The 24700-nt window shown below is 66.9% G+C and carries 17 protein-coding genes and 1 pseudogene; 12 read left to right on the top strand and 6 right to left on the bottom strand.

Annotated elements, in window-relative coordinates:
• Positions 1-15 precede the first annotated feature (15 nt).
• The 5 genes from KA711_17760 (at position 16) to KA711_17780 (ending at position 7247) form a co-directional block, all read left to right on the top strand.
• On the top strand, positions 16-3252 hold the full coding sequence (locus KA711_17760) for an efflux RND transporter permease subunit (protein ID MCM0610812.1): 3237 nt from the start codon (positions 16-18) through the stop codon (positions 3250-3252).
• The gene (gene cysQ / locus KA711_17765) at positions 3249-4058 is read left to right on the top strand and encodes a 3'(2'),5'-bisphosphate nucleotidase CysQ (protein ID MCM0610813.1); all 810 of its coding nucleotides are present in this window, start codon (positions 3249-3251) and stop codon (positions 4056-4058) included. The genes KA711_17760 and cysQ overlap by 4 nt, the downstream gene beginning before the upstream one ends.
• Positions 4059-4150: 92 nt before the next feature.
• The gene (phaR, locus tag KA711_17770) at positions 4151-4591 is read left to right on the top strand and encodes a polyhydroxyalkanoate synthesis repressor PhaR (protein MCM0610814.1); all 441 of its coding nucleotides are present in this window, start codon (positions 4151-4153) and stop codon (positions 4589-4591) included.
• Between the two features lie 44 nt (positions 4592-4635).
• On the top strand, positions 4636-6078 hold the full coding sequence (gene rimO / locus KA711_17775; protein MCM0610815.1) for a 30S ribosomal protein S12 methylthiotransferase RimO: 1443 nt from the start codon (positions 4636-4638) through the stop codon (positions 6076-6078).
• Positions 6079-6083: 5 nt separating this feature from the next.
• On the top strand, positions 6084-7247 hold the full coding sequence (locus KA711_17780; GenBank protein ID MCM0610816.1) for a PLP-dependent transferase: 1164 nt from the start codon (positions 6084-6086) through the stop codon (positions 7245-7247).
• A 20-nt stretch (positions 7248-7267) separates the two neighbouring features.
• On the opposite strand, the gene smpB is transcribed toward KA711_17780, so the two are convergent.
• On the bottom strand, positions 7268-7738 hold the full coding sequence (smpB, locus tag KA711_17785; GenBank protein ID MCM0610817.1) for an SsrA-binding protein SmpB: 471 nt from the start codon (positions 7736-7738) through the stop codon (positions 7268-7270).
• 50 nt (positions 7739-7788) lie between these two features.
• Here smpB and KA711_17790 point away from each other — a divergent pair, with 50 nt between their 5' ends.
• The 7 genes from KA711_17790 to KA711_17820 all read left to right on the top strand — a co-directional run bounded on the left by KA711_17790 (position 7789) and on the right by KA711_17820 (position 20038).
• Positions 7789-8241: a type II toxin-antitoxin system RatA family toxin gene (locus tag KA711_17790; GenBank protein ID MCM0610818.1), complete on the top strand. Its 453-nt coding sequence runs from the start codon at positions 7789-7791 to the stop codon at positions 8239-8241.
• Positions 8242-8251: 10 nt separating this feature from the next.
• Positions 8252-8551, top strand: coding sequence for an RnfH family protein (locus KA711_17795; protein MCM0610819.1), 300 nt, complete (start codon positions 8252-8254; stop codon positions 8549-8551).
• A 57-nt stretch (positions 8552-8608) separates the two neighbouring features.
• Positions 8609-10081, top strand: a complete 1473-nt coding sequence (gene guaB / locus KA711_17800; protein MCM0610820.1) for an IMP dehydrogenase — start codon at positions 8609-8611, stop codon at positions 10079-10081.
• A gap of 49 nt (positions 10082-10130) precedes the next feature.
• Entirely contained in the window at positions 10131-11348 is a 1218-nt protein-coding gene (locus tag KA711_17805; GenBank protein MCM0610821.1) for an MFS transporter, read from the top strand.
• A 5-nt stretch (positions 11349-11353) separates the two neighbouring features.
• Positions 11354-12940, top strand: a complete 1587-nt coding sequence (guaA, locus tag KA711_17810) for a glutamine-hydrolyzing GMP synthase (protein MCM0610822.1) — start codon at positions 11354-11356, stop codon at positions 12938-12940.
• A 297-nt stretch (positions 12941-13237) separates the two neighbouring features.
• Positions 13238-14497, top strand: a complete 1260-nt coding sequence (locus tag KA711_17815; GenBank protein ID MCM0610823.1) for a tyrosine-type recombinase/integrase — start codon at positions 13238-13240, stop codon at positions 14495-14497.
• A gap of 3225 nt (positions 14498-17722) precedes the next feature.
• On the top strand, positions 17723-20038 hold the full coding sequence (locus tag KA711_17820; protein MCM0610824.1) for a hypothetical protein: 2316 nt from the start codon (positions 17723-17725) through the stop codon (positions 20036-20038).
• Here KA711_17820 and KA711_17825 read toward each other — a convergent pair.
• The 5 genes and pseudogenes from KA711_17825 to KA711_17845 form a co-directional block, all read right to left on the bottom strand.
• On the bottom strand, positions 20035-20448 hold the full coding sequence (locus tag KA711_17825; protein MCM0610825.1) for an AlpA family phage regulatory protein: 414 nt from the start codon (positions 20446-20448) through the stop codon (positions 20035-20037). The genes KA711_17820 and KA711_17825 overlap by 4 nt on opposite strands.
• 118 nt (positions 20449-20566) lie before the next feature.
• A pseudogene (locus KA711_17830) lies at positions 20567-21043 on the bottom strand (IS630 family transposase).
• 414 nt (positions 21044-21457) lie between these two features.
• Entirely contained in the window at positions 21458-22225 is a 768-nt protein-coding gene (istB, locus tag KA711_17835; GenBank protein MCM0610826.1) for an IS21-like element helper ATPase IstB, read from the bottom strand.
• Positions 22222-23877 carry an IS21 family transposase gene (istA, locus tag KA711_17840; protein MCM0610827.1) on the bottom strand — a complete coding sequence of 552 codons (1656 nt, stop codon included), beginning with the start codon at positions 23875-23877 and terminating at the stop codon, positions 22222-22224. The genes istB and istA overlap by 4 nt, the downstream gene beginning before the upstream one ends.
• Before the next feature lie 151 nt (positions 23878-24028).
• Positions 24029-24682, bottom strand: a complete 654-nt coding sequence (locus KA711_17845) for an IS630 family transposase (GenBank protein ID MCM0610828.1) — start codon at positions 24680-24682, stop codon at positions 24029-24031.
• Positions 24683-24700: the final 18 nt, after the last annotated feature.

Here is a 24700-nt window from a genome sequence, read left to right on the forward strand (position 1 = left end):
CACCGGAGACACCCGATGTTCTTGTCCGACTTCAGCGTCAAGCGGCCCATTGCGATGATCGTGCTGATCATCGCGCTGATGGGCCTGGGGCTGCTGGCCCTGTCCAAGCTGCGCGTGAACAACCTGCCCGACGTCGAGCCGCCGGTGCTGGTGGTCAACATCACCTACCCCGGCGCCAGCCCCGAAACGGTGGAGCGCGAAGTCGTCGCCCGCATCGAGAAGTCGATGCAGAGCATCTCGGGCGTCGACCGCCTGTCGAGCACGGCGCGCGAGGGCAGCGCGCAGTTCGTGCTGGTGTTCGACTTCGAGAAGAACCTCATCGAGGCCGCTGACGAGGTGCGCAACGCCATCGCCGCCGTGCGCTTCAAGCTGCCCACCGAAATGCGTGAGCCGATCCTGCAGCGCGTGGACCCCACGGCGCAGCCGGTGATGCAGCTGGCGCTGAGCTCCAGCGTGCTCGATCACGCCGAGATCTCGCGCCTGGCCGAGGACCAGCTGGCCGACCGCTTCCGCGCGCTTCCGGGGGTGGCCGTGGTCAGCGTCAACGGCGCGCTGCGCCGCGAGCTCAGCGTGCTGCTGCATGCCGACAAGCTGCGCCAGTACTCGGTGTCGGTCACCGAGGTCGTGGCGGCGCTGCGTGCGCAGAACGCCACCGCCCCAGTGGGCAAGGTCCGCGGCACGCTCGAGGACCAGAGCATCCGGCTCGTCGGCCGCATCGAGAACCCCGGCGAGTTCGGCCGCATCGTCGTCAAGCGCAGCGGCGAGCAGCTCGTGCGCCTGGCCGACGTGGCCACGGTGCAGGACGGCTACGCCGAGATCACCTCGCGCTCGCTGCGCAACGGCAATCCCAACGTCAACATCTCGGTGTCGCGCACGCGGGAGGCCAGCACCGTGAGCATGGCCGACGCGGTGCGCGAGGAGACCGCGAAGGTCGCCAGCGGGCTGCCCGCCGGTACGACGTTGGAGATTGTGCAGGACGGCGGCGAGAACGCCGAGAGCAGCCTGTACAACGTGACGCACGCCCTGGTGTTCGGCGCCGGGCTGACGGTGTTCGTGGTGTACCTGTTCCTGAACTCCTGGCGCAGCACGCTGATCACGGCGTTGAGCCTGCCCACCAGCGTGCTGGCGAGCTTCGTCGCCGTGTGGCTGTGCGGCTTCTCGCTGAACTTCATGAGCCTGCTGGGCCTGAGCCTGGCCATCGGCGTGCTGATCGACGACGCCATCGTGGTGCGCGAGAACATCGTGCGCCACATGGAGATGGGCGCCGACCGCATCACCGCCGCGCTCGTCGGCACCAGGGAGATCGGGCTGGCGGTGGCCGCCACCACGTTCTCGATCGTCGCGGTGTTCATCCCGGTGGCGTTCATGCCCGGGATCTCGGGGCAGTGGTTCGCGCCGTTCGCGATCACCGTGGTCGCCTCGGTCATGGTGAGCCTGTTCATCAGCTTCACGCTCGACCCCATGCTCTCGGCCTACTGGGGCGACCCGCCCGGCCACCACGACGCGCCGAAGAAGGGCATCAGCCTGCGGCTGAAGCGCTTCAACGAGTGGTTCGACCACCAGGCCGACCGCTACGGCCACGTGATCGCCTGGGCGCTGCACCACCGGCGCTGGATGGCAACCTTTGCCCTCCTCAGCCTGGTGGTGGCGGTTGGCCTGCAGCTCAAGTGGGGCGGCAGCAGTTTCCTGCCGAGCTCCGACGCCGGCACCCTCGCCATCGACGTGCGCACGCCGGCCAGCACCAGCCTGGAGTACGCGCGGCTCAAGGTCGAGGCCGCAGCGTCGCTGGCGCGCACCATCCCCGAGACCGTGGCTACCAACAGCCAGGTGCGCGTGGGTGGCGGCCGCATCTACGTCGACATCGGCAAGAGCACCGAGCGCAAGCGCGGCGCGCCCGAGATCGCCGCCGATCTGCGCACGCTGATGGCGCGGCTGGTGGGCGCCGAGTACGTGGTGCTCGACGACCTCAACATGGGCGCGCAGAAGCCGGTGCAGATCCGCTTCACGGGGGAGGACTCACGCAAGCTGCTGGCGCTGACGACCGAGTTCATGGACCGCCTGCGCCAGGTGCCGGGCGCGGTGGATGTCGGCCTGTCGGAGCAGGACCCGCAGAACGAGCTGCAGATCGAGCTCGACCGCAGCCTGGCCAACACCCTGGGCATCAGCGTCAACGACGCCGCGCAGGCGCTGCGCGTGGCTTTCGCGGGGGTGGAGGTCGGCGACTGGGTTGATCCCACTGGGGAGTCGCGCGACGTGGCCGTGCGGCTGGCGCCGGAAGACCGCGTCGATGCCGCCAACATCGAGCGGCTGCCCATCACGGTGACGGGCAGCAACATGATGGTGCCGTTGGAGCAGCTCGCCACCGTCACGATGGGCAAGGCGCCGAGCCAGATCCAGCGAGAGGACGGCCAGCGCACCATCACCGTGGCGGCCAACGTCCAGGGTCGGAGCCCCGGCGAGGTGACGGCCGACGCGCGGCGCATCGCTTCGGAGATGAACTTCCCGCCCGGGTACGGCCTGCAGCTGGCCGGCGCCTCGCGCGACCAGCAGGTGGTGTTCGGGGCCATGGCTACGGCGCTGGCGATGGGCGTGGGCCTGATGTACCTCATCCTGGTGGTGCAGTTCGGCAGCTTCACGGCGCCGCTGGCGGTGATGCTGTCGCTGCCGCTGTCGTTGATCGGCGTGGTGGTGGCTTTGCTGATGGTGGGCAGCGGCCTCAACCTGATGAGCTTCATCGGCGTCATCATGCTGATGGGTCTGGTGGCCAAGAACGCGATCCTGCTGCTGGATGCCGCGCGTGTGCTCGAGAAGGAAGGCATGGGCCGCGAGGACGCGCTCATGGCCGCCGGTCGCAAGCGGCTGCGGCCCATCCTGATGACCACCTTTGCGCTGGTCGCCGGCATGGTGCCGGTGGCGGTGGGCATCGGCGAGGGCGGCGAGTTCTACCGGCCGATGGCGGTGGCCATCATCGGCGGCGTCATCACGAGTACCTTCCTGACGCTGCTCGTGATCCCGAGCTTCTACGACTCCATCGAGATCGCCAGTGAGCGCCTGGTGGCCAAGTTCCAACGGCGCGTCGAGCGCTTCAATCCCTTCGTGGCCTTCGTGCAGACCTTCATCGAGGCTCTGCTGACGCTGGTATTCCTGCGCTTCGTTTGGCGCATGCTGAACTGGCTCGTGCGCAAGCTGCGGGGCCGCGGCAAGCCGCCGATGGCGCCCACGCCCGGCTACAGGGGGGTGGCGGACTCATGACGGCCACGCTGCAGCTGCTGGCCGCCGTCGAGGCGCTGGCCGACGAGGCTGCGGCGCTGATCCTCGAGGTCTACGCGACCGACTTTGCCGTGCTGGGCAAGGCCGACGCATCCCCCGTGACGGTGGCCGACGAACGGGCCGAGGCGCACCTCGTCGCCGGTTTGCGCCTCCTGACGCCCGGCGTGCCTGTGGTGGCCGAAGAAGCCGTCTCGCGCGGCGAGGTGCCGGCGGTCGCCGGCCGCTTCTGGCTCGTCGATCCGCTGGATGGCACGCGCGAGTTCGTGTCGCGCAACGGCGAGTTCACCGTGAACATCGCGCTCGTGGAACGCGGCGAGCCGGTCCTGGGCGTGGTGCAGGTGCCCGTGCAGCGGCGGCGTTATGCCGGGCTTGTGGGGCAGGGCGCCTGGTGTGACGACGCCGAGGGGCGCCGCGCCATCGGCTGCCGCGCCGTGCCCGCCGCGGGCGAGCTGATGCTGGCCAGCAGCCGTTCGCACGGAGACGGGGCGGCGTTGCAGGGCTGGCTGGTGGCGCAGGGTCTGGCGGGGCGGCCGCTGCGCCACCGGCCGGTCGGCTCGTCGCTGAAGTTCGGGCTGCTGGCCTGCGGCGAAGCCGACCTCTACCCCCGCCTGGGGCGAACGATGGAGTGGGATACCGCCGCCGGTCAAGCGGTGCTGCGTGCCGCCGGTGGCGATGTGCACACGCTCGACGGCGCGCCGCTGCGCTACGGCAAGCCGGGCTTCGAAAACCCGCATTTTGTGGCCAGCGGGCGTGGCGGCGTGCCGGCTCCACGGGGCAAACCCGCCTGAGGCCTGCGCAGTGGGCTGCTAGCATGATCCGCATGCACAGCCACCGCGAGCCGCCGCCTCCCGCTGCCGACGGCGTGTCCGAGTCCGCGGGCATGCGGGTGCTCAAGAAGTACCCTAACCGCCGCCTCTACGACACGCGCTCCAGCAGCTACATCACCCTCGTCGACGTGAAGAAGATGGTGCTCGCGCACGAGGCCTTCGAGGTCCGCGACGCCAAGAGTGGCGAGGACCTCACGCGCAGCATCCTGCTGCAGATCATCCTCGAGGAGGAGAGCGGCGGCGTGCCCATGTTCTCGGCCGCGACACTGGCGCAGATCATCCGCTTCTATGGCCACTCGATGCAGGGCGTGATGGGCCAGATGCTCGAGCACAACCTCGGCCAGTTCGCCGAGATCCAGAAGCAGTGGCTGGCCGGCCAGCCCGGGGTGGTTCAGGCGCTGATGGAAGGTTATGCCGAGCAGGGACGCAAGATGCTGGAGCAGATGCAGCGCGGCGGGGGCCTGTTCCCGGGGATGTTCCCGCCCTCGCGCTGATCGGCGGCGGCAGGCCCTCCTGCAGCCTGCGACACAATCCGCGCATGACCGACCCCACCGAGGCCGCCGCGCCGGCTGACGCCGCCCGCGCCCCCACCATTGGCTTCGTCTCGCTGGGCTGCCCGAAGGCCCTGACCGACTCCGAGCTCATCCTCACGCAGCTCAGTGCCGAGGGCTACTGCACGAGCAAGCGCTTCGAGGGTGCTGACCTGGTGATCGTCAACACCTGCGGCTTCATCGACGACGCCGTCAAGGAGAGCCTGGACACCATCGGCGAGGCGCTGGCCGCCAACGGCCGTGTCATCGTCACCGGCTGCCTGGGGGCCAAGCTGGCCGACGACGGCGGCAACCTCGTGCGGCAGATCCATCCCAAGGTGCTGGCCGTCACCGGCCCGCACGCCACGCAGGAGGTGATGGACGCCGTGCACCACCACGTGCCCAAGCCGCACGACCCCTTCGTGGACCTGGTGCCCGAGGTGCGTGCGCAGTTCCGCGGCGATCCGGCGGACCCCGGCAAGGGCGCCGGCATCAAGCTCACGCCGCGCCACTACGCCTACCTCAAGATCAGCGAGGGCTGCAACCACCGCTGCACCTTCTGCATCATCCCCAGCATGCGCGGCGACCTCGTCTCGCGGCCGGTTGGCGATGTCCTGGGCGAAGCCCGCGCACTGTTCGACAGCGGCGTCAAGGAGCTGCTCATCGTCAGCCAGGACACCAGCGCTTACGGTGTGGACCTGCAGTACCGCACCGGCTTCTTCGATGGCCGCCCGGTGAAGATGCGGCTCACCGAGCTGTGCGAACAACTGGCCCGGCTGGCGGAGCCCTACGGTGCCTGGGTCCGGCTGCACTACGTGTATCCCTACCCGCATGTCGATGAACTGCTGCCGCTGATGGCCGATGGCCGCATCCTTCCCTACCTCGACGTGCCTTTCCAGCACGCTCACCCTGACGTTCTGCGCCGCATGAAGCGGCCCGCCAGCGGCGAGCGCAACCTCGAACGGATGGCGCGCTGGCGCGCACAGTGCCCGCAAATCGTGGTGCGCTCGACCTTCATCGCCGGTTTTCCGGGCGAGACCGAGGCCGAGTTCGGGCACCTGCTCGAGTTCCTGCGCGAGGCGCAGATCGACCGCGCCGGCTGCTTCGCGTATTCGCCCGTCAAGGGCGCGGCGGCCAACGCGCTGCCCGGCCTGCCGCCGGTCGAGCTGCGCGAGGAGCGCCGCGCCCGCTTCATGGCCGTGGCCGAGGAAGTGTCGGCCCGGCGGCTTCAGCAGCGCGTGGGTGCCACGATGCAGGTGCTGGTCGACCATGCCCCGGCGCTGGGCCGGCGCGGCGGCGTGGGCCGCAGCTACGCCGATGCGCCCGAGATCGACGGCACGGTACGCCTGCTGCCGCCCGAGAAGGCCAGCCGGACGCTGAAGGTGGGCGCGTTCACCCGCGCACGCATTGTGGCCACCGAGGGCCATGACCTGGTAGCGGTGCCGGCGTGACCGACCTGGCCACCGCGCTGGTGCACGACGGCTACGAGCCGCCCGCGGGCTTCCGCGCGCCGCAGCCGGGCATCTTCAAGGCCAGCACCGTCATCTTCCCCAGCGTGGCCGCTTTGCGCTCGCGCGACTGGCGGCGCCGCGACGGCTACACCTACGGGCTGCATGGCACGCCCACGACTTTTCTGCTCGAGGAGCGCATCGCGCGGCTGGAAGGCGGGCGCCACACGGTGCTGGTGCCCAGCGGCCTGGCAGCCATCGCGCTGGTGGGGCAGGCGCTGCTGGCGCCGGGCGACGAGGTGCTGCTGCCCGACAACGTCTACGGCCCGAGCCAAGAGTTTGCGCGTCACGAGCTGGCGCGCTGGGGTGTCACGCACCGGCTGTACGACCCGCTCGACGCCGCCGGCTTTGCGGCGCTGCCAGGCCCGGCCACCAGGCTGGTGTGGCTGGAGGCACCCGGCTCGGTGACGATGGAGTTTCCCGACCTTGCAGCCCTGGTGGCCGCGGCGCGCGCACGGGGCGTCATCACTGCACTGGACAACACCTGGGGCGCTGGCGTCGCCCTTCGCGGCTTCGAGCATGGCATCGACATCGTGATGCAGGCGCTGACGAAGTACCCCAGCGGTGGCGGCGACGTGCTGATGGGATCGGTGACGACGCAGGACACGGCCCTGCACGAGCGCATCAAGCTCACCCACATGCGCCTGGGCCTGGGCGTCGGCGCCAACGACGCCGAGGCGGTGCTGCGCGGTCTGCCCTCGCTGGCGCTGCGCTATGCCGCGCAGGATGCCGTGGCCCGCCGCCTGGCCGCCTGGCTGGCCACGCAGCCGGCGGTGGCCCGGGTGCTGCACCCGGCCCTGCCCGGCGCACCCGGCCACGCACACTGGGCCCGCCACTGCCAGGGGGCGGCGGGTCTGTTCTCCGTGCGCTTCCGTCGCGACATCGAGACTGCGCGCGTGCACGCCTTCTGCGATGCCCTGCGCCTGTTCAAGCTGGGCTACAGCTGGGCCGGGCCCGTGAGCCTCGTCGTGCCCTACGACCTGACGCAACTGCGCGGCGCCGCTGCCGGCGCAGACGCCGGCACGGAGCTTGTGCGCTTCTCGGTGGGGCTGGAGTCGGCCGACGACCTGCAGGCCGACCTCGCGCAGGCGCTCGCGCTGCTGCCGGGCTGAGCCGCCGCCCCGAGCGCGCTTCAGCCGGCGCGGCCGGGCGACGACACCTTGTGGCGCATCAGCCGGCCCTTCTCGCGCTCCCAGTCGCGCTTCTTCTCGTCCTCGCGCTTGTCGTGCTGCGCCTTGCCTTTGGCCAGCGCGATCTGGGCCTTCACGCGGCCGCCCTTGTAGTGCAGGTTCAGCGGTACCAGCGTGTAGCCCTTCTGCTCGACCTTGCCGATCAGCCGCCGGATCTCCTGCTTGTGCATCAGCAGCTTCTTCGTGCGGTCGGGCTCGGGCAGCACGTGCGTGCTGGCGCTGCGCAGCGCGTTGATGCGGCAGCCGATGAGGAACAGCTCGCCGTCACGGATGTGCACGTAGCCGTCGGTGAGTTGCACCTGGCCGGCACGGATGGCCTTGATCTCCCAGCCGGACAACACCATGCCCGCCTCGAACTGCTCGTCGATGGCGTACTCGTGGCGGGCTCGGCGGTTCTCGGCGATGGCGCTCATGGGCGGGCAGGTGGGGGCGCTACCCCGTCTCTACAATCCGCCGATTCTCCATGAAGCATGTCAGCAAGTCCGTGCTGCTGTGGTACTCGCCGGCCGAGATGTACGCGCTGGTGACTGACGTGCAGCGCTACCCCGAGTTCCTGCCCTGGTGCGACCGCGCCGAGCTGCTGCAGTGCCACGACGATGGCGTCACCGCCCGGCTGGGTTTGCACTACATGGGCGTGCGCCACGCCTTCACGACCCGCAATGTGCAGCGCGCCCCCGAGCGCGTGGCGGTGCAGCTCGTCGACGGGCCGTTCTCGCGGCTCGAGGGTGAGTGGCTGTTCCGTCCGCTGGGCCGCGCGGGCAGCGGGCAGCAAGCCTGCAAGGTGGAGTTTGAGCTCCGCTACGCCTTCGCGAGCCGGGCACTCGAAGCGGTCGTGAGCCCCGTGTTCGACCGCATCGCCAACACCTTCGTCGACTCGTTCGTCCGTCGGGCAGAAGACGTCTATGGCAGCCGCTGAGCCGGGGATGCTGCGCGTCGAGGTGGTCTACGCGCCAGCGCCGCGGACGGTGCACCCGGTGACGCTGCGGCTGCCCGCCGGCAGCACCGTGGCCGAGGCGGTGCAGGCCAGCGCGCTGCTGGCCAGGCACGGGCGGCAGGGCCCGGATGGCCTCGTGACTGCGGTGTGGGGCCGGGTCGTCGAGCCGGCGACGGTGCTGCGCGACCTCGATCGTGTCGAGCTGCTGCGCCCTTTGCAGGTGGACCCGAAAGAGGCCCGACGCCTGCGCTATCGAAGCCAGGCTGAACGCACCGGGGCGCGGCGCCGCTGAGCGTCGCGCCGGGCGGGATTCCTATAATCCCGTTTTGCGTCCGGAGCCCATCTGCCCATGCGCCTACTCGGCAAAGCGCTCACCTTCGACGATGTGTTGTTGGTGCCGGCCTACTCCCAGGTGCTGCCGCGCGACACCCGCCTCGCGACCCAGCTTTCCCGCAACATCGCGCTGAATCTGCCGCTGGTCTCGGCAGCGATGGACACTGTGACCGAGGCTCGCCTGGCAATCGCCATTGCGCAAGAAGGCGGCATCGGCATCGTGCACAAGAACCTCACGCCGCGGCAGCAGGCGGCCGAGGTGGCGCGCGTCAAGCGCTACGAGAGCGGTCTGCTGCGCGACCCCATCACCGTGACGCCCGACACGCCGGTGCGCGAGGTAGTCGCGCTGTCGCGCCAGCACGGCTTCTCGGGCTTCCCGGTGCTCGAGGGCAAGCGGGTGGTGGGCATCGTCACCAACCGCGACCTGCGCTTCGAGACCCGCCTGGACGCGCCGGTGCGCGAGGTGATGACACCCGGCGAGCGCCTGGTGTGGGTGAAGGAGGGCGCCAGCCTCGACGAGGGCAAGGCGCTCATGCACAAGCACCGCCTGGAGCGCGTGCTGGTGCTGTCCGACGACTTCGAGTTGCGCGGCCTGATGACGGTGAAGGACATCACCAAGCAGACCGACTTCCCCAACGCCGCACGCGACGCCATGGGCAAGCTGCGTGTCGGCGCCGCCGTGGGCGTGGGCGAGGGCACCGAGGAGCGCGTCGAGCTGCTCGTGAGGGCCGGGGTCGACGCGCTGGTGGTCGACACTGCGCACGGCCACAGCCAGGGCGTGATCGAGCGCGTGCGCTGGGTCAAGCGCCAGTTCCCGCAGGTCGACGTCATCGGCGGCAACATCGCCACAGGAACCGCGGCGCGGGCGCTGGTGGAAGCCGGCGCCGACGCCGTGAAGGTCGGCATCGGCCCGGGCAGCATCTGCACCACGCGCATCGTGGCCGGCGTGGGCGTGCCGCAGATCATGGCCATCGACAACGTGGCCACGGCGCTGCGCGGCAGCGGCGTCCCCCTGATCGCCGATGGTGGCATCCGCTACAGCGGCGACATCGCCAAGGCGCTGGCCGCCGGTGCCGGCACGGTGATGATGGGGGGCATGTTTGCCGGCACCGAGGAGGCCCCTGGCGAGGTCATCCTTTACCAGGGCCGCAGCTACAAGAGCTACCGTGGCATGGGCTCGATCGGCGCCATGAAGGCGGGCTCGGCCGACCGCTACTTCCAGGAGAGCGACGAGACCGTCAACCCCAACGCCGACAAGCTCGTGCCCGAGGGCATCGAGGGCCGCGTGCCCTACAAGGGCAGCCTCGTGGCCATCGTGCACCAGCTGGCCGGCGGCGTTCGCGCCGCGCTGGGCTACTGCGGCTGCGCCAGCATTCCCGAGCTGCATGCCAAGGCCGAGTTCGTGGAGATCACCACCGCCGGCATCCGCGAGAGCCACGTGCACGACGTGCAGATCACCAAGGAAGCGCCGAACTACCGTGCGGAATGAGCCCGCGGCGGTCGCGAGCAGCGCGCAGGGGGCGCGGCAACCAGCCGCCATGCGCTTCATCATGCTGGTGGTGTTGTTGGACATGATGGCGGTGGGCCTGATCGTGCCGGTGCTGCCGGCCTGGGTGGGCCAGTTCACCAGCGGCCCCGACGAACAGGCCGCGGCCTACAGCCTGGTGACCTTCTCGTTCGCGCTGGCCAGCTTCATCGGCGCGCCGCTGCTGGGCGCGCTGTCCGACCGCTACGGCCGCCGGCCCGTGCTGCTGCTGGGCTTTTGCGGTCTGGCCGTCAACTTCTTCTGGACGGCCGCGGCCACCACGCTGTGGATGCTGGTGGCCTCGCGCGTCGTCGGCGGCGGCATGCAGGCCAACGCCGCGGTGGCCAACGCCTACGTGGCCGACATCACCCCGCCGGAGGAGCGCGCGCGCCGCTTCGGGCTGCTGGGCGCGATGTTCGGGCTGGGCTTCATCCTGGGCCCTGCGCTGGGTGGCATCCTGGGGGCGATCGACCTTCGCCTGCCGTTCGTGGTGGCCGGCGTGCTGGCGCTGGCCAATCTGGTGTACGGGTACTTCGTGCTGCCGGAGTCGCTGCCCGCCAAGCGCCGTGCGCCGCTGGACTGGAAGCGCGCCAACCCCATCACTGCGCTGAAGGCGCTGGCGCAGATCAAGGGCGTGGGCCTGCTGGTGGTGGTGCTGTGTGCGGGCTTCCTGGCGCAGTTCATCCTGTACACCACGTGGGTGCTCTACAACACCTTCAAGTTTGGCTGGGGGCCGGCGCAGAACGGCTGGTCACTGTTCGCGGTGGGCATCGTGTCGGCTTTCGTGCAGGGGGTGCTGCTGTCGCGGCTGCTCAAGCGCTTCACGCCGCAGCGGCTGGCGCTGATGGGCATGGCCTCGTCGACGTTGGCCTTCGCGCTGTGGGGCCTGGCCACCGAGGGCTGGATGGTCTACGCCGTGATCTTCGCCAACCTGTTGGGCGGCGTTGTCGCGGCGTCGTTGCAGAGCGTGATCTCCGGCGCCGCCGGTGTCGACGAGCAGGGCCGCACGATGGGCGCCGTCAGCTCGCTGTCGAGTTTGATGGCGGTGATCGCGCCGCTGATCGGGCCGCCGCTGCTGGCCGTGGTCTCGCACCTGCCCCAGGGCGACTGGCGCATCGGCGCGCCGCTGTTTGTGTGCGCCGCGCTGCAGGCCGTGGCGCTGGCCCTGGCCTGGTGGCACTTCCGCGGCCGCCACGCGCTCCCAGCCGCAAACCCACCGCCCGCGGTGTAGCCACCATGAACCACGACAAGATCCTCATCCTCGACTTCGGCTCGCAGGTCACGCAGCTCATTGCGCGGCGCATTCGCGAAGCGCATGTCTATTGCGAGATCCACCCGAGCGATGTTTCCGACGCGTTCGTGCGCGGTTTCGGCGCGCGGGGCATCGTGCTCTCCGGCAGCCACGCCAGCACCTATGAGGCCGAAGAGCTGCGCGCCCCGCAGGCCGTGTGGGACAGCGGTGTCCCCGTGCTTGGCATCTGCTATGGCATGCAGACCATGGCCGCGCAATTGGGCGGCACGGTCGAGTGGAGCGACCACCGCGAGTTCGGCTACGCCGAGCTTCGTGCGCGGGGTCACACGAAGCTGCTCGACGGCATCCAGGACTTCGCCACCGCTGAGGGCCACGGCATGCTCAAGGTGTGGATGAGCCACGGCGACAAGGTCACGGCGCTGCCGCCCGGCTTTGCACTGATGGCCAGCACGCCCAGCTGCCCCATCGCCGGCATGGCCGACGAGGCCCGCGGCTACTACGGCGTGCAGTTCCACCCCGAGGTGACACACACGGTTCAGGGCCGCGCCTTGCTCGAGCGCTTCGTGCTCGGCATCTGCGGCGCCCGGCCCGACTGGGTGATGCGCGACCACATCGAGGAGGCCGTGCAGGCCATCCGCGCGCAGGTGGGCGCTGAAGAGGTGATCCTGGGCCTGAGCGGCGGCGTCGACAGCAGCGTGGCCGCGGCGCTGATCCACCGTGCCATCGGCGAGCAGCTCACCTGCGTGTTCGTTGACCACGGCCTTCTGCGCCTCAATGAGGCGCAGGGGGTGATGGACATGTTCGTCGGCCGGCTGCATGCCAAGGTGGTGCACGTCGACGCCAGCGCCCAGTTCCTCGGCCACCTCAAGGGCGTGACCGACCCCGAGGCCAAGCGCAAGATCATCGGCCGTGAGTTCGTCGAGGTCTTCCAGGCCGAGGCGAAGAAGTTGCAGAACGCGAAGTGGCTGGCCCAAGGGACGATCTACCCGGATGTCATCGAAAGCGGCGGCGCCAAGACCAAGAAGGCCACCTCCATCAAGAGCCACCACAATGTGGGCGGGCTGCCCGAGACGCTGGGTCTGAAGCTGCTGGAGCCGCTGCGCGACCTGTTCAAGGACGAGGTGCGCGAGCTCGGCGTGGCCCTGGGGCTGCCGCCCGAGATGGTCTACCGCCACCCGTTCCCGGGCCCCGGGCTGGGCGTGCGCATCCTGGGCGAGGTCAGGCCCGAGCACGCTGCGCTGCTGCAGCGCGCCGACGCCATCTTCATCGACGAGTTGCGCGCCACCATCGACCCGGCCACCGGCAAGAGCTGGTACGAGCTCACCAGCCAGGCCTTTGCCGTCTTCCTGCCCGTCAAGAGTGTGGGCGTCATGGGCGATGGCCGCACCTACGAGCACGTGGTGGCGCTGCGCGCCGTGCAGACCAGCGACTTCATGACCGCCGACTGGGCCGAGCTGCCGTACGCGCTGCTCAAGAAGGTGTCGAGCCGCATCATCAACGAGGTGCGTGGCATCAACCGGGTGGTCTACGACGTCAGCAGCAAGCCCCCGGCGACCATCGAGTGGGAATGATTCGGCGTCTTTCAGCGTCTATCGATATCTATCGCAAATAGATGCTAAGTGCTTGTCCCGTATAGAAAAAGTCTGTCGAGATCTATCGAGATCTATCGGGGGGATGCCTTCCAGTTTGACGGTAAATCTGACGGTAAAAATCTGGCGCGAACATCCTCCAAAATTTTTACCGTCAGCGCTAAAAGGCTGTTGACGGTAAAAAAATAGTCTGAAACTTTATATAGATCAACAACTTAGCGAAGTTATAGCGGCCAAGTCTTCGTGACGGTAAAATTTCTCCGAGAGGAGGGACTGCCGATGCTGTCCGATGGCACGCTCAGGGGCATCAAGCCCCAAGCCACCACCTACAAGATCGCCGACCGGGACGGGATGTACGTGACCGTCTCCCCGAGAGGCACGATCACTTTTCGTCTCGACTACCGGCTCAACGGCCGGCGGGAGACGCTCACGATCGGCCGCTATGGGTCCAAGGACGGGATCTCGCTGCTCATGGCGCGCGAGCGCTGCATGGAAGCGCGCAAGGCGATCGCCGAAGGCCAATCCCCCAGCCAGGAAAAGCAGCGCGAGAAGCGCCGGATGTCCGAGGCCAAGACCTTCGACGAGTTCACCAAGCGCTGGCTCGAAGAAGCCAGGATGGCCGACAGCACCAAGTCGATGCGCAAGAGCATCATCGACCGGGACATCATGCCGGTGTTCGGCAATCGGGTGATGGCCGAGATCGGGCCGGAAGACCTGCGCAACCTTTGCGCCAAGGTCAAGGCGCGCGGCGCACCGGCGACCGCCGTGCACGTGCGCGACATCGTCAAGCAGGTGTTCGGTTTCGCGGCGCTGCATGGCGACAAGGCGCCGAATCCCGCGGACGAAGTCGGCCCCTCATCGATCGCCACCTTCGTGGCCAAGGACCGCGCGCTGTCGCCGTCCGAGATCCGCGTCATGCACCGGGTGCTGGACGCCACCGCGACCCTGCCGACCATCCGCCTGGCGCTGCGCCTGATCCTGCTGACGCTCGTGCGCAAGAGCGAGCTGATCGAGGCCACCTGGGACGAGGTCGACTTCGAAAACGCCGTCTGGACGATTCCGAAGAGCCGCATGAAGGCCGGCAAGCCCCACAACGTCTACCTGTCGCAGCAGGCGCTCGACATCATGGTGGCGCTGCGCACCTGTGCGAGCGGCTCGAAGTTCCTGCTGCCCTCGCGCTACGACGCCGATCGCTGCATGTCGAAGGCTACCTTGAACCGGGTCACCCAGACCGTCGCGGAGCGAGCCAAGGAAGCGAAGCTCCCGCTGGAACCCTTCACCGTGCACGACCTGCGCCGCACCGGCTCGACCATCCTGAACGAGTTGGGCTTCAACAGCGACTGGATCGAGAAGTGCCTGGCGCACGAAGACGGGCGCTCATCGCGTGGCGTCTACAACAAGGCGGAATACGCAGAGCAGCGGCGTCACATGCTGCAGGAGTGGGCGGACATGATCGATGCCTGGGTGGCGGGGAAGTCGCATACGCCGACCTTGCTGCCGCCGACCATGAAGGTGGTGACTACGGCGGCGCCGATATGAGCGGTTGCAACGCAACTCCTGCGATCGGGCGCTGCCACGGCGTCTCCAGACTGAACGCGGCTCACTTGCGGAGCCCCAGTCTAGGCACAGAATCGGGCACATGCGGCCAGTCGGTTCCCAGGATGAGGGCTGCTCAACTAATTCTTGAAGCGAGCGATGCCGCAATCACCTGAACTCGCCGGCGGCGAGGGTTTCACTTTTGAGGGCGACGCGGCTGCTTTCTATCTCGCCGCACTGCTCGCCGAGGCATACGCACCCGGCATCGATGATCGAATCGTTGTCGGCGTGTCGGTCCAGCAGCGGGACTTCGGCGAACCGCTCGATGATGTGATCGTCGACTTTGAAGACGCGGCAAAGAACCCCGCTCGCCTGAGCCTCCAGGTCAAGCGTTCGCTCACGATCAGCAAGGCGAAAACGAACACCGACTTTTGCGACATCATCCGCGACAGTTGGGCCACGCTCGGGAAGCCTAACTTCCGCATCAAATCAGACCGCTACGGGGCAGCAGTTGGCACGGTCGCCCCTTCCAAAGCGCGGACGCTTAAGACCCTTTGCGATTGGGCCCGTGAAAGCCTGACGGCTGCCCATTTCGACGCTCGCTTTGCACAGGGCGGTAGCGCGAGCGAAGACATCAAAACTGTCAAGAACGATGTCGCCGCCCTGCTGGAAGAGGCGAAAGGGGCACCGTGCACGAGTGACGAAGTGCATCTGTTTCTTGCTCACTTCGTGCTCATCCAATTCGACTTCCTTCGCGAAGGTGCCACCGATCCCCCTGACGCCATTAACCGCATCCGAGATTGCCTCGCACCCGATGACGCGGCCAAAGCGCCCCTCGTCTGGTCGCGGGTGGTTCAGCTAGCCCGCGCGTCGGCCGGCAAATCAGGCCACTTTGATCGAGCGCGGCTTGTGCGCTCTATCTCATCCGTCGCACGCCTTCGCGGCGCGACCTCTTGTCGCCTCGACCTCGACAAGTTGACGGCGCTCGCAAGGAGCTACGCGCATCTCATTCCGGACGATGTTGGCGGAACGAAGCTCGACCGAACCTCACTCCTTGAGAGCATAGACGCCAAGCTCGCCAGGGCGCGTGTCGTCCAGGTCCGCGGTCTGCCAGGAAGCGGGAAATCAGTTGTGGTGAGGCGCGCAGTAGAGCGCGCGATAGAACTCGGTCCGATCCTCTTCCTCAAGGCCGAGCAGCTCGAGGGCACAAGCTGGATCAGCTACGCGACCTCTCAGGGTCTCTCGGGTGCTCCCCTGGAGCAGCTTCTCGTGGAGGTCGGGGCAGCCGGCAGCCCCATACTTTTCATCGATGCGATCGATCGCGTCGAGAAAGAACACCAGCCCATCATCCTCGACGTGATCCACGCCATAGTGGAGTCGCCCCTGCTTGATAACTGGCGCGTTGTCGTCTCACTTCGCGACACTGGCATTGAAGTGCTTCGCAATTGGCTGGGCAACTACCTTGATGCCTTGAAGGTCGAGACGCTTGGCGTTGATCAGTTGAGCGACGACGAGGCCGAGACGCTCGCAAAAGCCAAACCGCACCTGAGGCCGCTTCTGTTTGGATCAGCAAGGGTGCAAGAAATCGTCCGACGCCCCTTTTTTGCGAAGGTGCTGAACCAGAGTTACGTGGCTGATCCCAGCGTCCCGACATTCGCTCCCCAGTCCGAGGTGGATCTGATCGAGAACTGGTGGCGTCGGGGCGGCTACAACGAGACTGGCCAAAGCGCGATTGAACGCCAGCGCGCATTGCTTGACTTGGCACGTGTTCGTGCGCGCCAGCTTAGCCAGCCGATTGGCATTAGCCAGCTCGCTTCGGTCGCACACATCGATGACCTACGATCGGATGGCATTCTCCAGAATGCTCGCGAAGGGATCTCCGTCCGCTTCGCTCATGATATTTTCTTCGAATGGGCCTTCTTCCATGTCCTGGCCGAGCGCGGGGCCCAATGGATGGCAGAGATCAAGGCCAGCGGCGAGCCGCCGGCGGTCGCGCGCGTCGTAGAACTTGTCTCCCAATGGGAGTACGCGCAGGGAAAGGACTGGTCTGCGTATCTCGCCCAAACTGAAGGTTCGGACCTGAGGTCGCAGTGGCTGCGAGCGTGGCTGGTTGGCCCTCTCGGAACCGCGAGGTTCGAAGCTGATGAGAACCAGTTCGCAAGGGCCGTCTTTGCCGACGACTTTCGGCTTTTCAGGAAGGCACTCGTCTGGTTTCAGGCTGAGAAGACGTCCCCAAATCCGAACATCCTCGCTGGTGCGTTTCCACAGGAGCAACGCGAACGCTTCGCTGTTCTTCTCGGTTGGCCTTCCGACTTCGCCGCGTGGCGTCGGCTTATCGACTTCATTCTGCGACGCATCTCGGACATTCCGGCGAGGCTCTATCCGGAGATCATCGCTATCTTCGAGGTCTGGCAGAACGCGCTAGCGGACTTTCGCAACCCAACGTCTCGCGCTCTTCTGGAGCAATGCGCAGCCTGGCTTACCGGCATCGACGCGATCAGCACCGCCGACGGCCCCGACGGGACCGTTGGGTACTGGGCGACGGTGCCAGACCTGGGTGCTTTCAGAAAGTCTCTGGGCCGGCTCATCCTCAGAGCATCGAGAGTCGAGCCGATCTTCGCGTCCGACTATTTGCAGCGGGTCACCAAATTCGAACGCATCCGTGACGATGTTTTCATTGACATCACCGCTTTCTCTCCCGTCCTTGCTCAATCGCTTCCCAAGTCAGTCGTCGAGCTCTCGCTGGCGTTCCTACGCGAGGAGCTTCCGAACGATCAAGTCGCCCGAGAAGAGCAGGAGCTTCGCAACGCAGCCGAGTGGCGAAGGGCCATTCTGGCCAAGCCGGAAGCAGAGCGTACGCGGCAAGAGCAAATGGCACTCTCGGGCGGGTTCCATCTGAGATCCATTGGCGACTTCAGTTACCACGACTGGGAAAGGCTATCGATTCACGACGACCACCGAAGCTTCTGGCCTCCTTCGCCGCTTCGAGAGCCCTTTCACTCGCTCTTCCAATCATCGCCCGACGAGGGACTGCGACTCCTTCGGGAACTCTGCAACCACGCGATGACCGCGTGGCGACAGCTGCATCGTCACTCACGGGAGCGTGGCGGCACCCCCATACCGCTCGAACTGACGTTTCCTTGGGGCAGCCAAAGGTTCTGGGGCACCGACCGCGAGTACCTTTGGTTTCGGTCGACGTGGGCGCCGAAGGCTATCGGTTGCGGGTTTATGGCGTTGGAGGAGTGGTGCTTCGCCGAGCTTGGGCGTGGCCGACCCGTTGACGAGCTGATCCAGCAAGTCGTCTACGGTAACGAGTGCATCGCGATCCTGGGCATTGCGTCGATGCTCGCCCTCCATACCGAGACGGTTTCCGAGGCGACCCTGCCGCTCGCCACCTCGCAACGCCTGCTGGCGGCGGACCACACCCGTATGGCGCAAAACCTATCGTCAACGACAAGCCTGATCGGTTTCACTCTCCGCGCCGATAAGCCCCACATTGAGGCGATCCAAGCAGCAAACGCGCGGCCGGTCCGCAAGACGCAGCTTAGTTGGATGGTGCCCAGGTTCATCTTTGCGACGGGGCCAATCCGCGACCGAGCCCGCGAAGCGATTCTCAATTTCCAGAACGATCTGCCCTACCAGTACGAAGAGCACCGCGACAATCCGAGGGCTCGGGAGCACCTCACAGCTCAGGCGCTTGAGTATGCCGAGCTGGCAGACACGAAAAACTATGAGGCCTACCGCACACGGGAGGATTCGAACCAGGTTGCGATTGTTCATGTCAGTCCTTCTGCCGCTAAGCCGGAGAACGTCGCTAGAGCAGAAGAGGCATCAATGCGGCTCAGGGAGATGAGCCTTTGGACGTGGGCGTCCAAGTCTCTCGAAGAGAGAGCATTGCACGGCATCTACACGGTCGAGGGTGCCCTCGGGGTGGCCAAGGAGTCGGATGCAAGTGACTTGTTCGAGCGCGCGAGCGACGAGAACGAAGAAGAGCAGCGGGGCATGCGTCGAGGTGCGGTCGCCGCTACTGCAGCTGTCGTGCTCAACTTCCGAGAAGGGCGCACCCAAGAAGATTTTGAGTGGGCTCGTGAAGTCCTAGGGCGTGCGATCCGTCTGCCTGAGAAGCCCGATCTGATGTGGTCGCCTGGTTCCGTGATTCCGTGGCATCAGGCGATATACGTGGCGCGAGGCCTCGCAGCGGATCTCCGCGAAGGAGCGGCCGCGCGCGGTGCGGCGCGCGATTTGCTCGGGCTGGTTGCGCACCCACTTGAAGTAGTTTCGTTGGCTGCGCTAGAAGAGGCTTGCAAGCTTTGGACAAACGACCCCAAGCTGACTTGGGCAGCACTGACTTTGGCACTCGCGCTCTGCCATGTTCCACCGCGGCCGCGCGATCAGCTCCGTCAACACGGTGAAGCGCTGCACTCGCCAAGTGAAGTGCGAACGGCGGTCGACGCGGCGCTCGATTTCTACGAGAACGGCAGCGGATGGGCCTTCCTTGCGTTGCCGCCTCCAGCTTGGGTGAAGGTCGAACCTGCGAATGACCTGCGTGGGCGTCAAGGCTATGGAGAGTACGACGCGAATGATGCGGCGAACTCGGCCGAGGTGTGGGGTGAACCCGATGTCTTCTGGCACTCAAAGCAGGCAGCAGAGATCCTCAAACGCATGCCCTTCGATGAGGTCCTGAGTAGTAGCGCGAGAAGTGTTCTCCTCAACTTCCTCAACGGTGTGCTCGACTGGACTAATCAGAAAAACGCGCCGCCTTGGGTGAAGGCGGGGCGGCGAGATCGTTCCGCGACCAGCATCTTTGAATGGACCCACGCCCTAGGGTCGAGTCTCGGCCGGGTGGCCGGGCTTCTCCCGCTGAGCGACTTTCAGGCGCGCTTCCTCGATCCGATTGTGGGACTCGAGGGCGACAATTGCTGGGCACTCCTCTCTCCGTTCGCGCGCACCTACGTCTGCGCCTACATATACGATGCGCCCGTCGTTCCTACCGACGCGGTCGCGACGCTTGAATTCTGTCTCGGGCGACTCCTCCGGGACTCGGCCTTTAAGCGCGACGCCTACCGTAGCGGAGAGTTCTCGGGCTTCGATCAGCCTGAGCTTGTTCGCACGTTGATGTTCGTCGCAGTCGAACGTGCGGATTTGGCCGCTCGCTACGTCAACGGCGACTGGTCCGAAATCGGCCGCATTCTGCCCCTGATTGATCGTTTCGTTCGCGCCGGCGGATGGGCTGCTTCCGTGATGGACCCGTTCTTGACGCTCTGTGAGCGCGCTAGGGCCAGCTGCCCGGCCGAAACTTTCGCGGACCAAGTGCTCGCAATTCTCGGGGACGGACCCGACAACCTAAAGGGTTGGCATGGAACGATTATTCCGGCGCGCATCGCGGAGCTGGTGCAGCACTTCGCACATCGTGACGCGCCGATGACGCTGGCTCTGGCTCAGAAGTGCCTGCGGATCCTCGACATGCTGGTCGACATGGGCGACCGGCGAAGTGCGGCGCTTCAGCTTGGTGAGGCCTTCCGCGAGATTCGTCTGTCGGCCTAGCTCTTCACCTGTATCGGCCGTCGCCCCCTTTGCCGGTAGTCCGGCATCGGCGCCTTCTTCGACCCATTGCTCCCGGCCTGCCGCCGGCTCTGGATCCAGGCCAGCACTTCGCCCAAGTCCCACACCACGCAGCGCGCGGTGAGGAAGAACCGTTGGGGAAAGTCGCCGCGGCGCTCCAGCTCGTAAATCGTCGAGTCCGCCAGGGGAACGATCTGACGTAGCTCGCTGCGGCGGATCGTGCGCCTCAGCCCCTTGGGGTCGGTAGGCGCGGCCTTGTACAGCTCCCGGATCGCCCGCGCGTCGAACGCGCCCAGTGGCTCGGTCTCGCGCACTGCCTCCCCGAGCACTTCGGCAGCGTCTCGGTCGGCGGCACGATCGTCATCGATCTCTCCGTCGAGCCGAGGAGCCATCCGCTCCGGCTTCGCGACTTCGGCGGCCCGAGCCGTGTACGTGAACTGACTTCCGCGTTTCATTCGCACCCCCGCTCTCGGTCGAGAAGCTGCCCTGGCTTCCGGCATCTGGCCGCACCTAGTGTAGTGTTGCGTTCTGTTTGGAACTTAAGCGCGCATTGGCCCGAATTACCTTCTGCAGGATGTCGGCGGCGCTCTTGGTCCAGATGAACGGCTTTGGTTTGGTGTTGTGCTGGGCGACGTACTTTTCAATGGCAGTGATCAACTCGGGCACGCTCGTGAACACGCCACGGCGCAGCCGATTGACTGTGATGTCCCGGAAGAATCGCTCCACCATGTTCAGCCACGACGCTGAGGTCGGCGTGAAATGCATGTTGAAGCGTGGGCGCTTGGCCAGCCATTCCTGCACCGCAGGGTGCTTGTGCGTGGCGTAGTTGTCGGCGATCAAGTGCAGCGTTTTGTCCTTGGTCGTTTCACGATCGATCTTGCGCAGGAACTTCAGCCACTCTGCGTGCGTGTGACGCTGTTGGCATTGGCCAATGACGGTGCCGTCCAGCACGTTGAGCGCCGCGAACAACGTGGTTGTGCCATTGCGCCCCTGATGGCCACTTCAAATTCCCCCACCTGTGGCCACTCAAACTCCCCCAGGCAGGACGGGCGGATTATGGGTTTCCTGACCCCCTGTGCGTTGATCGCAATGCCGCGATGCCGGCTGGCCGCCTGAGCGGGCTTCAGTCGCTGGTTGGGCTCGTGCGGGGCGGTGGCCATCGAGGGTTTTTCTATCCCCTTCTTCAACCGGCTGTTGAGGCAAGCGAAGCGCGTCAGGCCGTAGGCATCGGCCGGGGAGCGGTGGGCAAGCCACGGACCCCGCAGGGGCCGTCCACAGGCTTGTCCTGTGGGCGGGTGGCTTGTCCACGGCGGGCGCGAATGGCCTGGACTGGATCGGGGGGGTGTCGGCCCGGGCCGGGGCCTTCGCTGCGGGCCCCTGGCCGGCCAGGGGCCCAGCGGCTCAGGGGCTGGCGGCGGCGTTGAGCGCGATGCGCGCGGCGGCCTCCTTGAGGCGGTAGCTCTTGCCCTCGAACTCGAGCATTGCGGCGCGGTGCATGAGGCGATCGAGGATGGTGGCGGCCATGGTGGCGTCGCCGAGGTACTTGCCCCAGTCCTGCACGACACGGTTGGAGGTGACGACGATGCTGCGGCGCTGCTTGTAGCGTTGGTGCACGACGGTCTGCAGCAGTTCGGCGCTGGCCTCGGAGATACGCCTGGCCAGGAACAGGTCGTCCAGCACCACGAGGTCGGGCTCGACGAAGCTGCGCAGCAGCGCGGCCTGCTCGGCGGTGCTGCCCAGCGCGTAGCTGGCGAACTCGGTGTCGGCCTCGACGTAGCGCACGTCGAAGCCCTGCAGCGTGGCCTGGTAGGCCACGGCCTTGGCCACATGACTCTTGCCGGTGCCGGGCTTGCCAATGATCAGCGCGTTGCCGCCCTCGCCGATGAACTTCAGCGTGTGCAGCTCGAAGCAGGCCTGGCGCGGCAGCTTGGGGTTGAAGCGCCAGTCGAAGTCGTTCAAGGTGGGCCGCTCGTCCAGGCGCGAGTGCTTGAAGCGCCGCTCGGTCAGGCGCGAGCGGCGCCGGTCGAGCTCGTCCTGCAGCATGGCAGCGAAGGTGTCCAGGAAGGGTTCCTGCGTGCTCTGCGCCTGCATCACGCGGGTGCTCAGGGTGGCGGCGATGCCCGACAGGCGCAGCTCGCGCAGGGCGCGTTCGATCTCTTGCATGGTCATGTGTTGATCTCGGTGATGGTGGTGTTCGAGGTGCTGGTGTCGGTGCCAGGCTGTGCGGCGCCCCGCGCGAACAGCTCGGCGTAGTCGTCGGCGCTGCGGATCAGCGGGTGCTCCTGCGTCAACGCGAGCTCGCCCTGCACCGGGGCGGCATCGGCGTGGTCGATGGCCGCCAGGGCCTGGGTGACCAGCCGCTCGGTGGCGGCCTTGACGTGCCGGTAGCTGTAGATGCCGTCGGCCAGGGCCCGCGCGCAGGCGCTGTTGACCAGGCGGCGGGGGTAGCGCTCGGCCAGGCTGACGATGCCCCACAGCTTGCGTTGGCCGACACGACCCTCGATGGCGAACAGCAGCTCGCACAGCCGCGCCGCGTCTGCCCCGATGGCCTTGGCCTGGGACAGGATGTGGCGCGTCTCGCGCGACGGGTTGAACACGCGTTCGTCGGCGGGCAGTACCACGGTGCCCGGGCGTTCGGCGCGGGTGTGGGTCCGCAGCAAGGCCTGTGTCTTCAGCTCGCGGATCTCGATGCGGCGCTCGAACACGCGCACCAGCACCCGGCTGCCGATGGGTGCCGGGCGTGCGGCGTAGCTGCTGTGATCGACGCGCACGCAGCTGTCGTCGCAGACCGTTCGCTGGGCTTCGGTGAAGTACTGCATCCCCAGCAAGGGCAAGGGCTGCAGATGCGGCTTCTCTTCCTCGAACATGGCCTGCACCTGGCGGCGTTCGCTGCCGTGGATGCGCAAGGCCGCCCACTTGGCCTCCCAGTGCTCCAGGAAGGTGTTCTGCTCTTCGATGGACTCGAAGCGCCGGCCCTTCAGCGCGGTGGCCTGGGTGTGGCCGATGGCGTGTTCCACGCTGCCCTTGCGGTTGGGGTCACGCACCCGCGCCGGGTCGGCCACGACGCCGTAGTGCTTCAGGGTCGCGGCATAGACCGGGTTGAGTTCGGGCTCGTACAGGTCGGGCTTGAGCACGCCCTCCTTGAGGTTGTCGAGCACGACGTAATGGCAACTGCCGCCGAAGTGACGCCAGGCCTGCTCGTGCAGCCGGGCCCAGGCCTCCTGGCTGGAGCGCCAGACCACGCAGCGGTAGCTGCGCCGCGAGTAGCGCAGCGTGGCCACGAACAGCCGCGGCTTGCGCCAGCGGTCGCTGCCCGGCACGCGCGTGAGCGCACCCTCGCCGTAGTCGACCTGCATCTCCTCGCCGGGCAGGAAGGCCAGGCGGTCGAACTGCTCGGGCTCGCGGTGGCGCAGCCTGTTCGTAAAGCGCTTGACCGAGTTGTAGGCGCCGGCGTAGCCGTGCAGATCCACCAGGTCCTGGTAGATGGCCATGGCGTTGCGGCGCAAGCGCAGCTGGGCCTCGATGAAGGCGCGGTGAGGCTCGCAGGCCGATGCCGTCGCCGCAACCGGTGTCGGCGCTGATGGCGGTGCTGGGGCCGGTGGCCGGGGTGGGGGAATCTGCTGCGCCGGGCCGGCGGCCACCCCCAGGGAGCCGGTGGCCACCCCGGGGGAATTTGCCACAGCGGCGGCGGCGAACCGCTGCTGGTAACCGCGGATCGTCTTGCGATCGATCCCCGTCACGCGCTGGATCTCTCGCTGGCTGGCGCCGGCCTCCAGCAGGGTCCAGACGGTTGTCTGTAGATGTGGCTTCAAGACGTTCACTCCTTGTGTCCCCTCGACATTGAGGGGGCGGAAAGTAACGTCCTGCTCAGCCCTGACTGGCCGGCCTCGCCGGCCCGTTCAGCGCCTCATCGAAGCGCGATCAGGGTGGGGGAATTTGAGGTGGCCATGGGTGGGGGAATTTGGGTGGCCATCAGGGATTGCGCTTGTAGTCGTGCGTCATCGTCTGCGCGCGCCCCTTCTTCATCGGCAGGCCCGGCTGCGTGCGGTCCAGCGCCTGTACTTGGCTCTTCTCGTCGCAGCAAAGCACCAACGCGTGCTCGGGCGGGGACATGTACAGGCCCACGATGTCTTCGAGCTTCTCGACGAACTTCGGGTCGCGGGACACCTTGAAGCCGCGCACCAAGTGCGGCTTCAGGCCGTTGGCCTGCCAGTGGCGCATCACCGTGCTCGGGCTGACCTTCAGCACTGCAGCCATCTTGCGAGTGCTCCAGTGCGTGGCAGCCACGGGCGTGCTCTGCGTGGTCAGCTCCACCAACTTGGCAACGTCCATCTTCACGGGCGGGGCGCCGCGCGGCAGGTCCTGTTCAATCCCCGGAAGGCCGGACTGCAGATAGCGCTCGCGCCAGCGAGCAACCTGCACGCGCCCTACGCCCAGTTGCTCGGCGATGTCCTTGTTCTGAAGGCCCTGTGCGGCCAGCAGGACGATCTGTGCACGCTGGGCCAGCCTGACGCTGGTGCGCTTGGAGCGCGCAAGCCTCGTCAGTTCGACCTCTTGCTCATCCGTCAACTCTATCCCTGGGGCAACTCGCAATTTTTCGCTCCATTGCAAACCGAAGTAGAGCATTGGAGGTGGAAAACTCAA

This window comes from Ideonella sp. WA131b, assembly GCA_023657425.1.
Classification (GTDB): domain Bacteria; phylum Pseudomonadota; class Gammaproteobacteria; order Burkholderiales; family Burkholderiaceae_C; genus Rubrivivax.

Coding starts and splice junctions, on each gene's coding strand:
- smpB (MCM0610817.1), bottom strand. CDS start 7,738: ATGAGCGCCATCGCCGAGAACCGCCGAGCCCGCCACGAGTACGCCATC.
- KA711_17760 (MCM0610812.1), top strand. CDS start 16: ATGTTCTTGTCCGACTTCAGCGTCAAGCGGCCCATTGCGATGATCGTG.
- KA711_17790 (MCM0610818.1), top strand. CDS start 7,789: ATGAAGCATGTCAGCAAGTCCGTGCTGCTGTGGTACTCGCCGGCCGAG.
- guaB (MCM0610820.1), top strand. CDS start 8,609: ATGCGCCTACTCGGCAAAGCGCTCACCTTCGACGATGTGTTGTTGGTG.
- istB (MCM0610826.1), bottom strand. CDS start 22,225: ATGACCATGCAAGAGATCGAACGCGCCCTGCGCGAGCTGCGCCTGTCG.
- KA711_17805 (MCM0610821.1), top strand. CDS start 10,131: ATGCGCTTCATCATGCTGGTGGTGTTGTTGGACATGATGGCGGTGGGC.
- phaR (MCM0610814.1), top strand. CDS start 4,151: ATGCGGGTGCTCAAGAAGTACCCTAACCGCCGCCTCTACGACACGCGC.
- KA711_17825 (MCM0610825.1), bottom strand. CDS start 20,448: ATGGCTCCTCGGCTCGACGGAGAGATCGATGACGATCGTGCCGCCGAC.
- cysQ (MCM0610813.1), top strand. CDS start 3,249: ATGACGGCCACGCTGCAGCTGCTGGCCGCCGTCGAGGCGCTGGCCGAC.
- KA711_17845 (MCM0610828.1), bottom strand. CDS start 24,682: ATGCTCTACTTCGGTTTGCAATGGAGCGAAAAATTGCGAGTTGCCCCA.
- KA711_17820 (MCM0610824.1), top strand. CDS start 17,723: ATGGCGTTGGAGGAGTGGTGCTTCGCCGAGCTTGGGCGTGGCCGACCC.
- KA711_17815 (MCM0610823.1), top strand. CDS start 13,238: ATGCTGTCCGATGGCACGCTCAGGGGCATCAAGCCCCAAGCCACCACC.
- rimO (MCM0610815.1), top strand. CDS start 4,636: ATGACCGACCCCACCGAGGCCGCCGCGCCGGCTGACGCCGCCCGCGCC.
- guaA (MCM0610822.1), top strand. CDS start 11,354: ATGAACCACGACAAGATCCTCATCCTCGACTTCGGCTCGCAGGTCACG.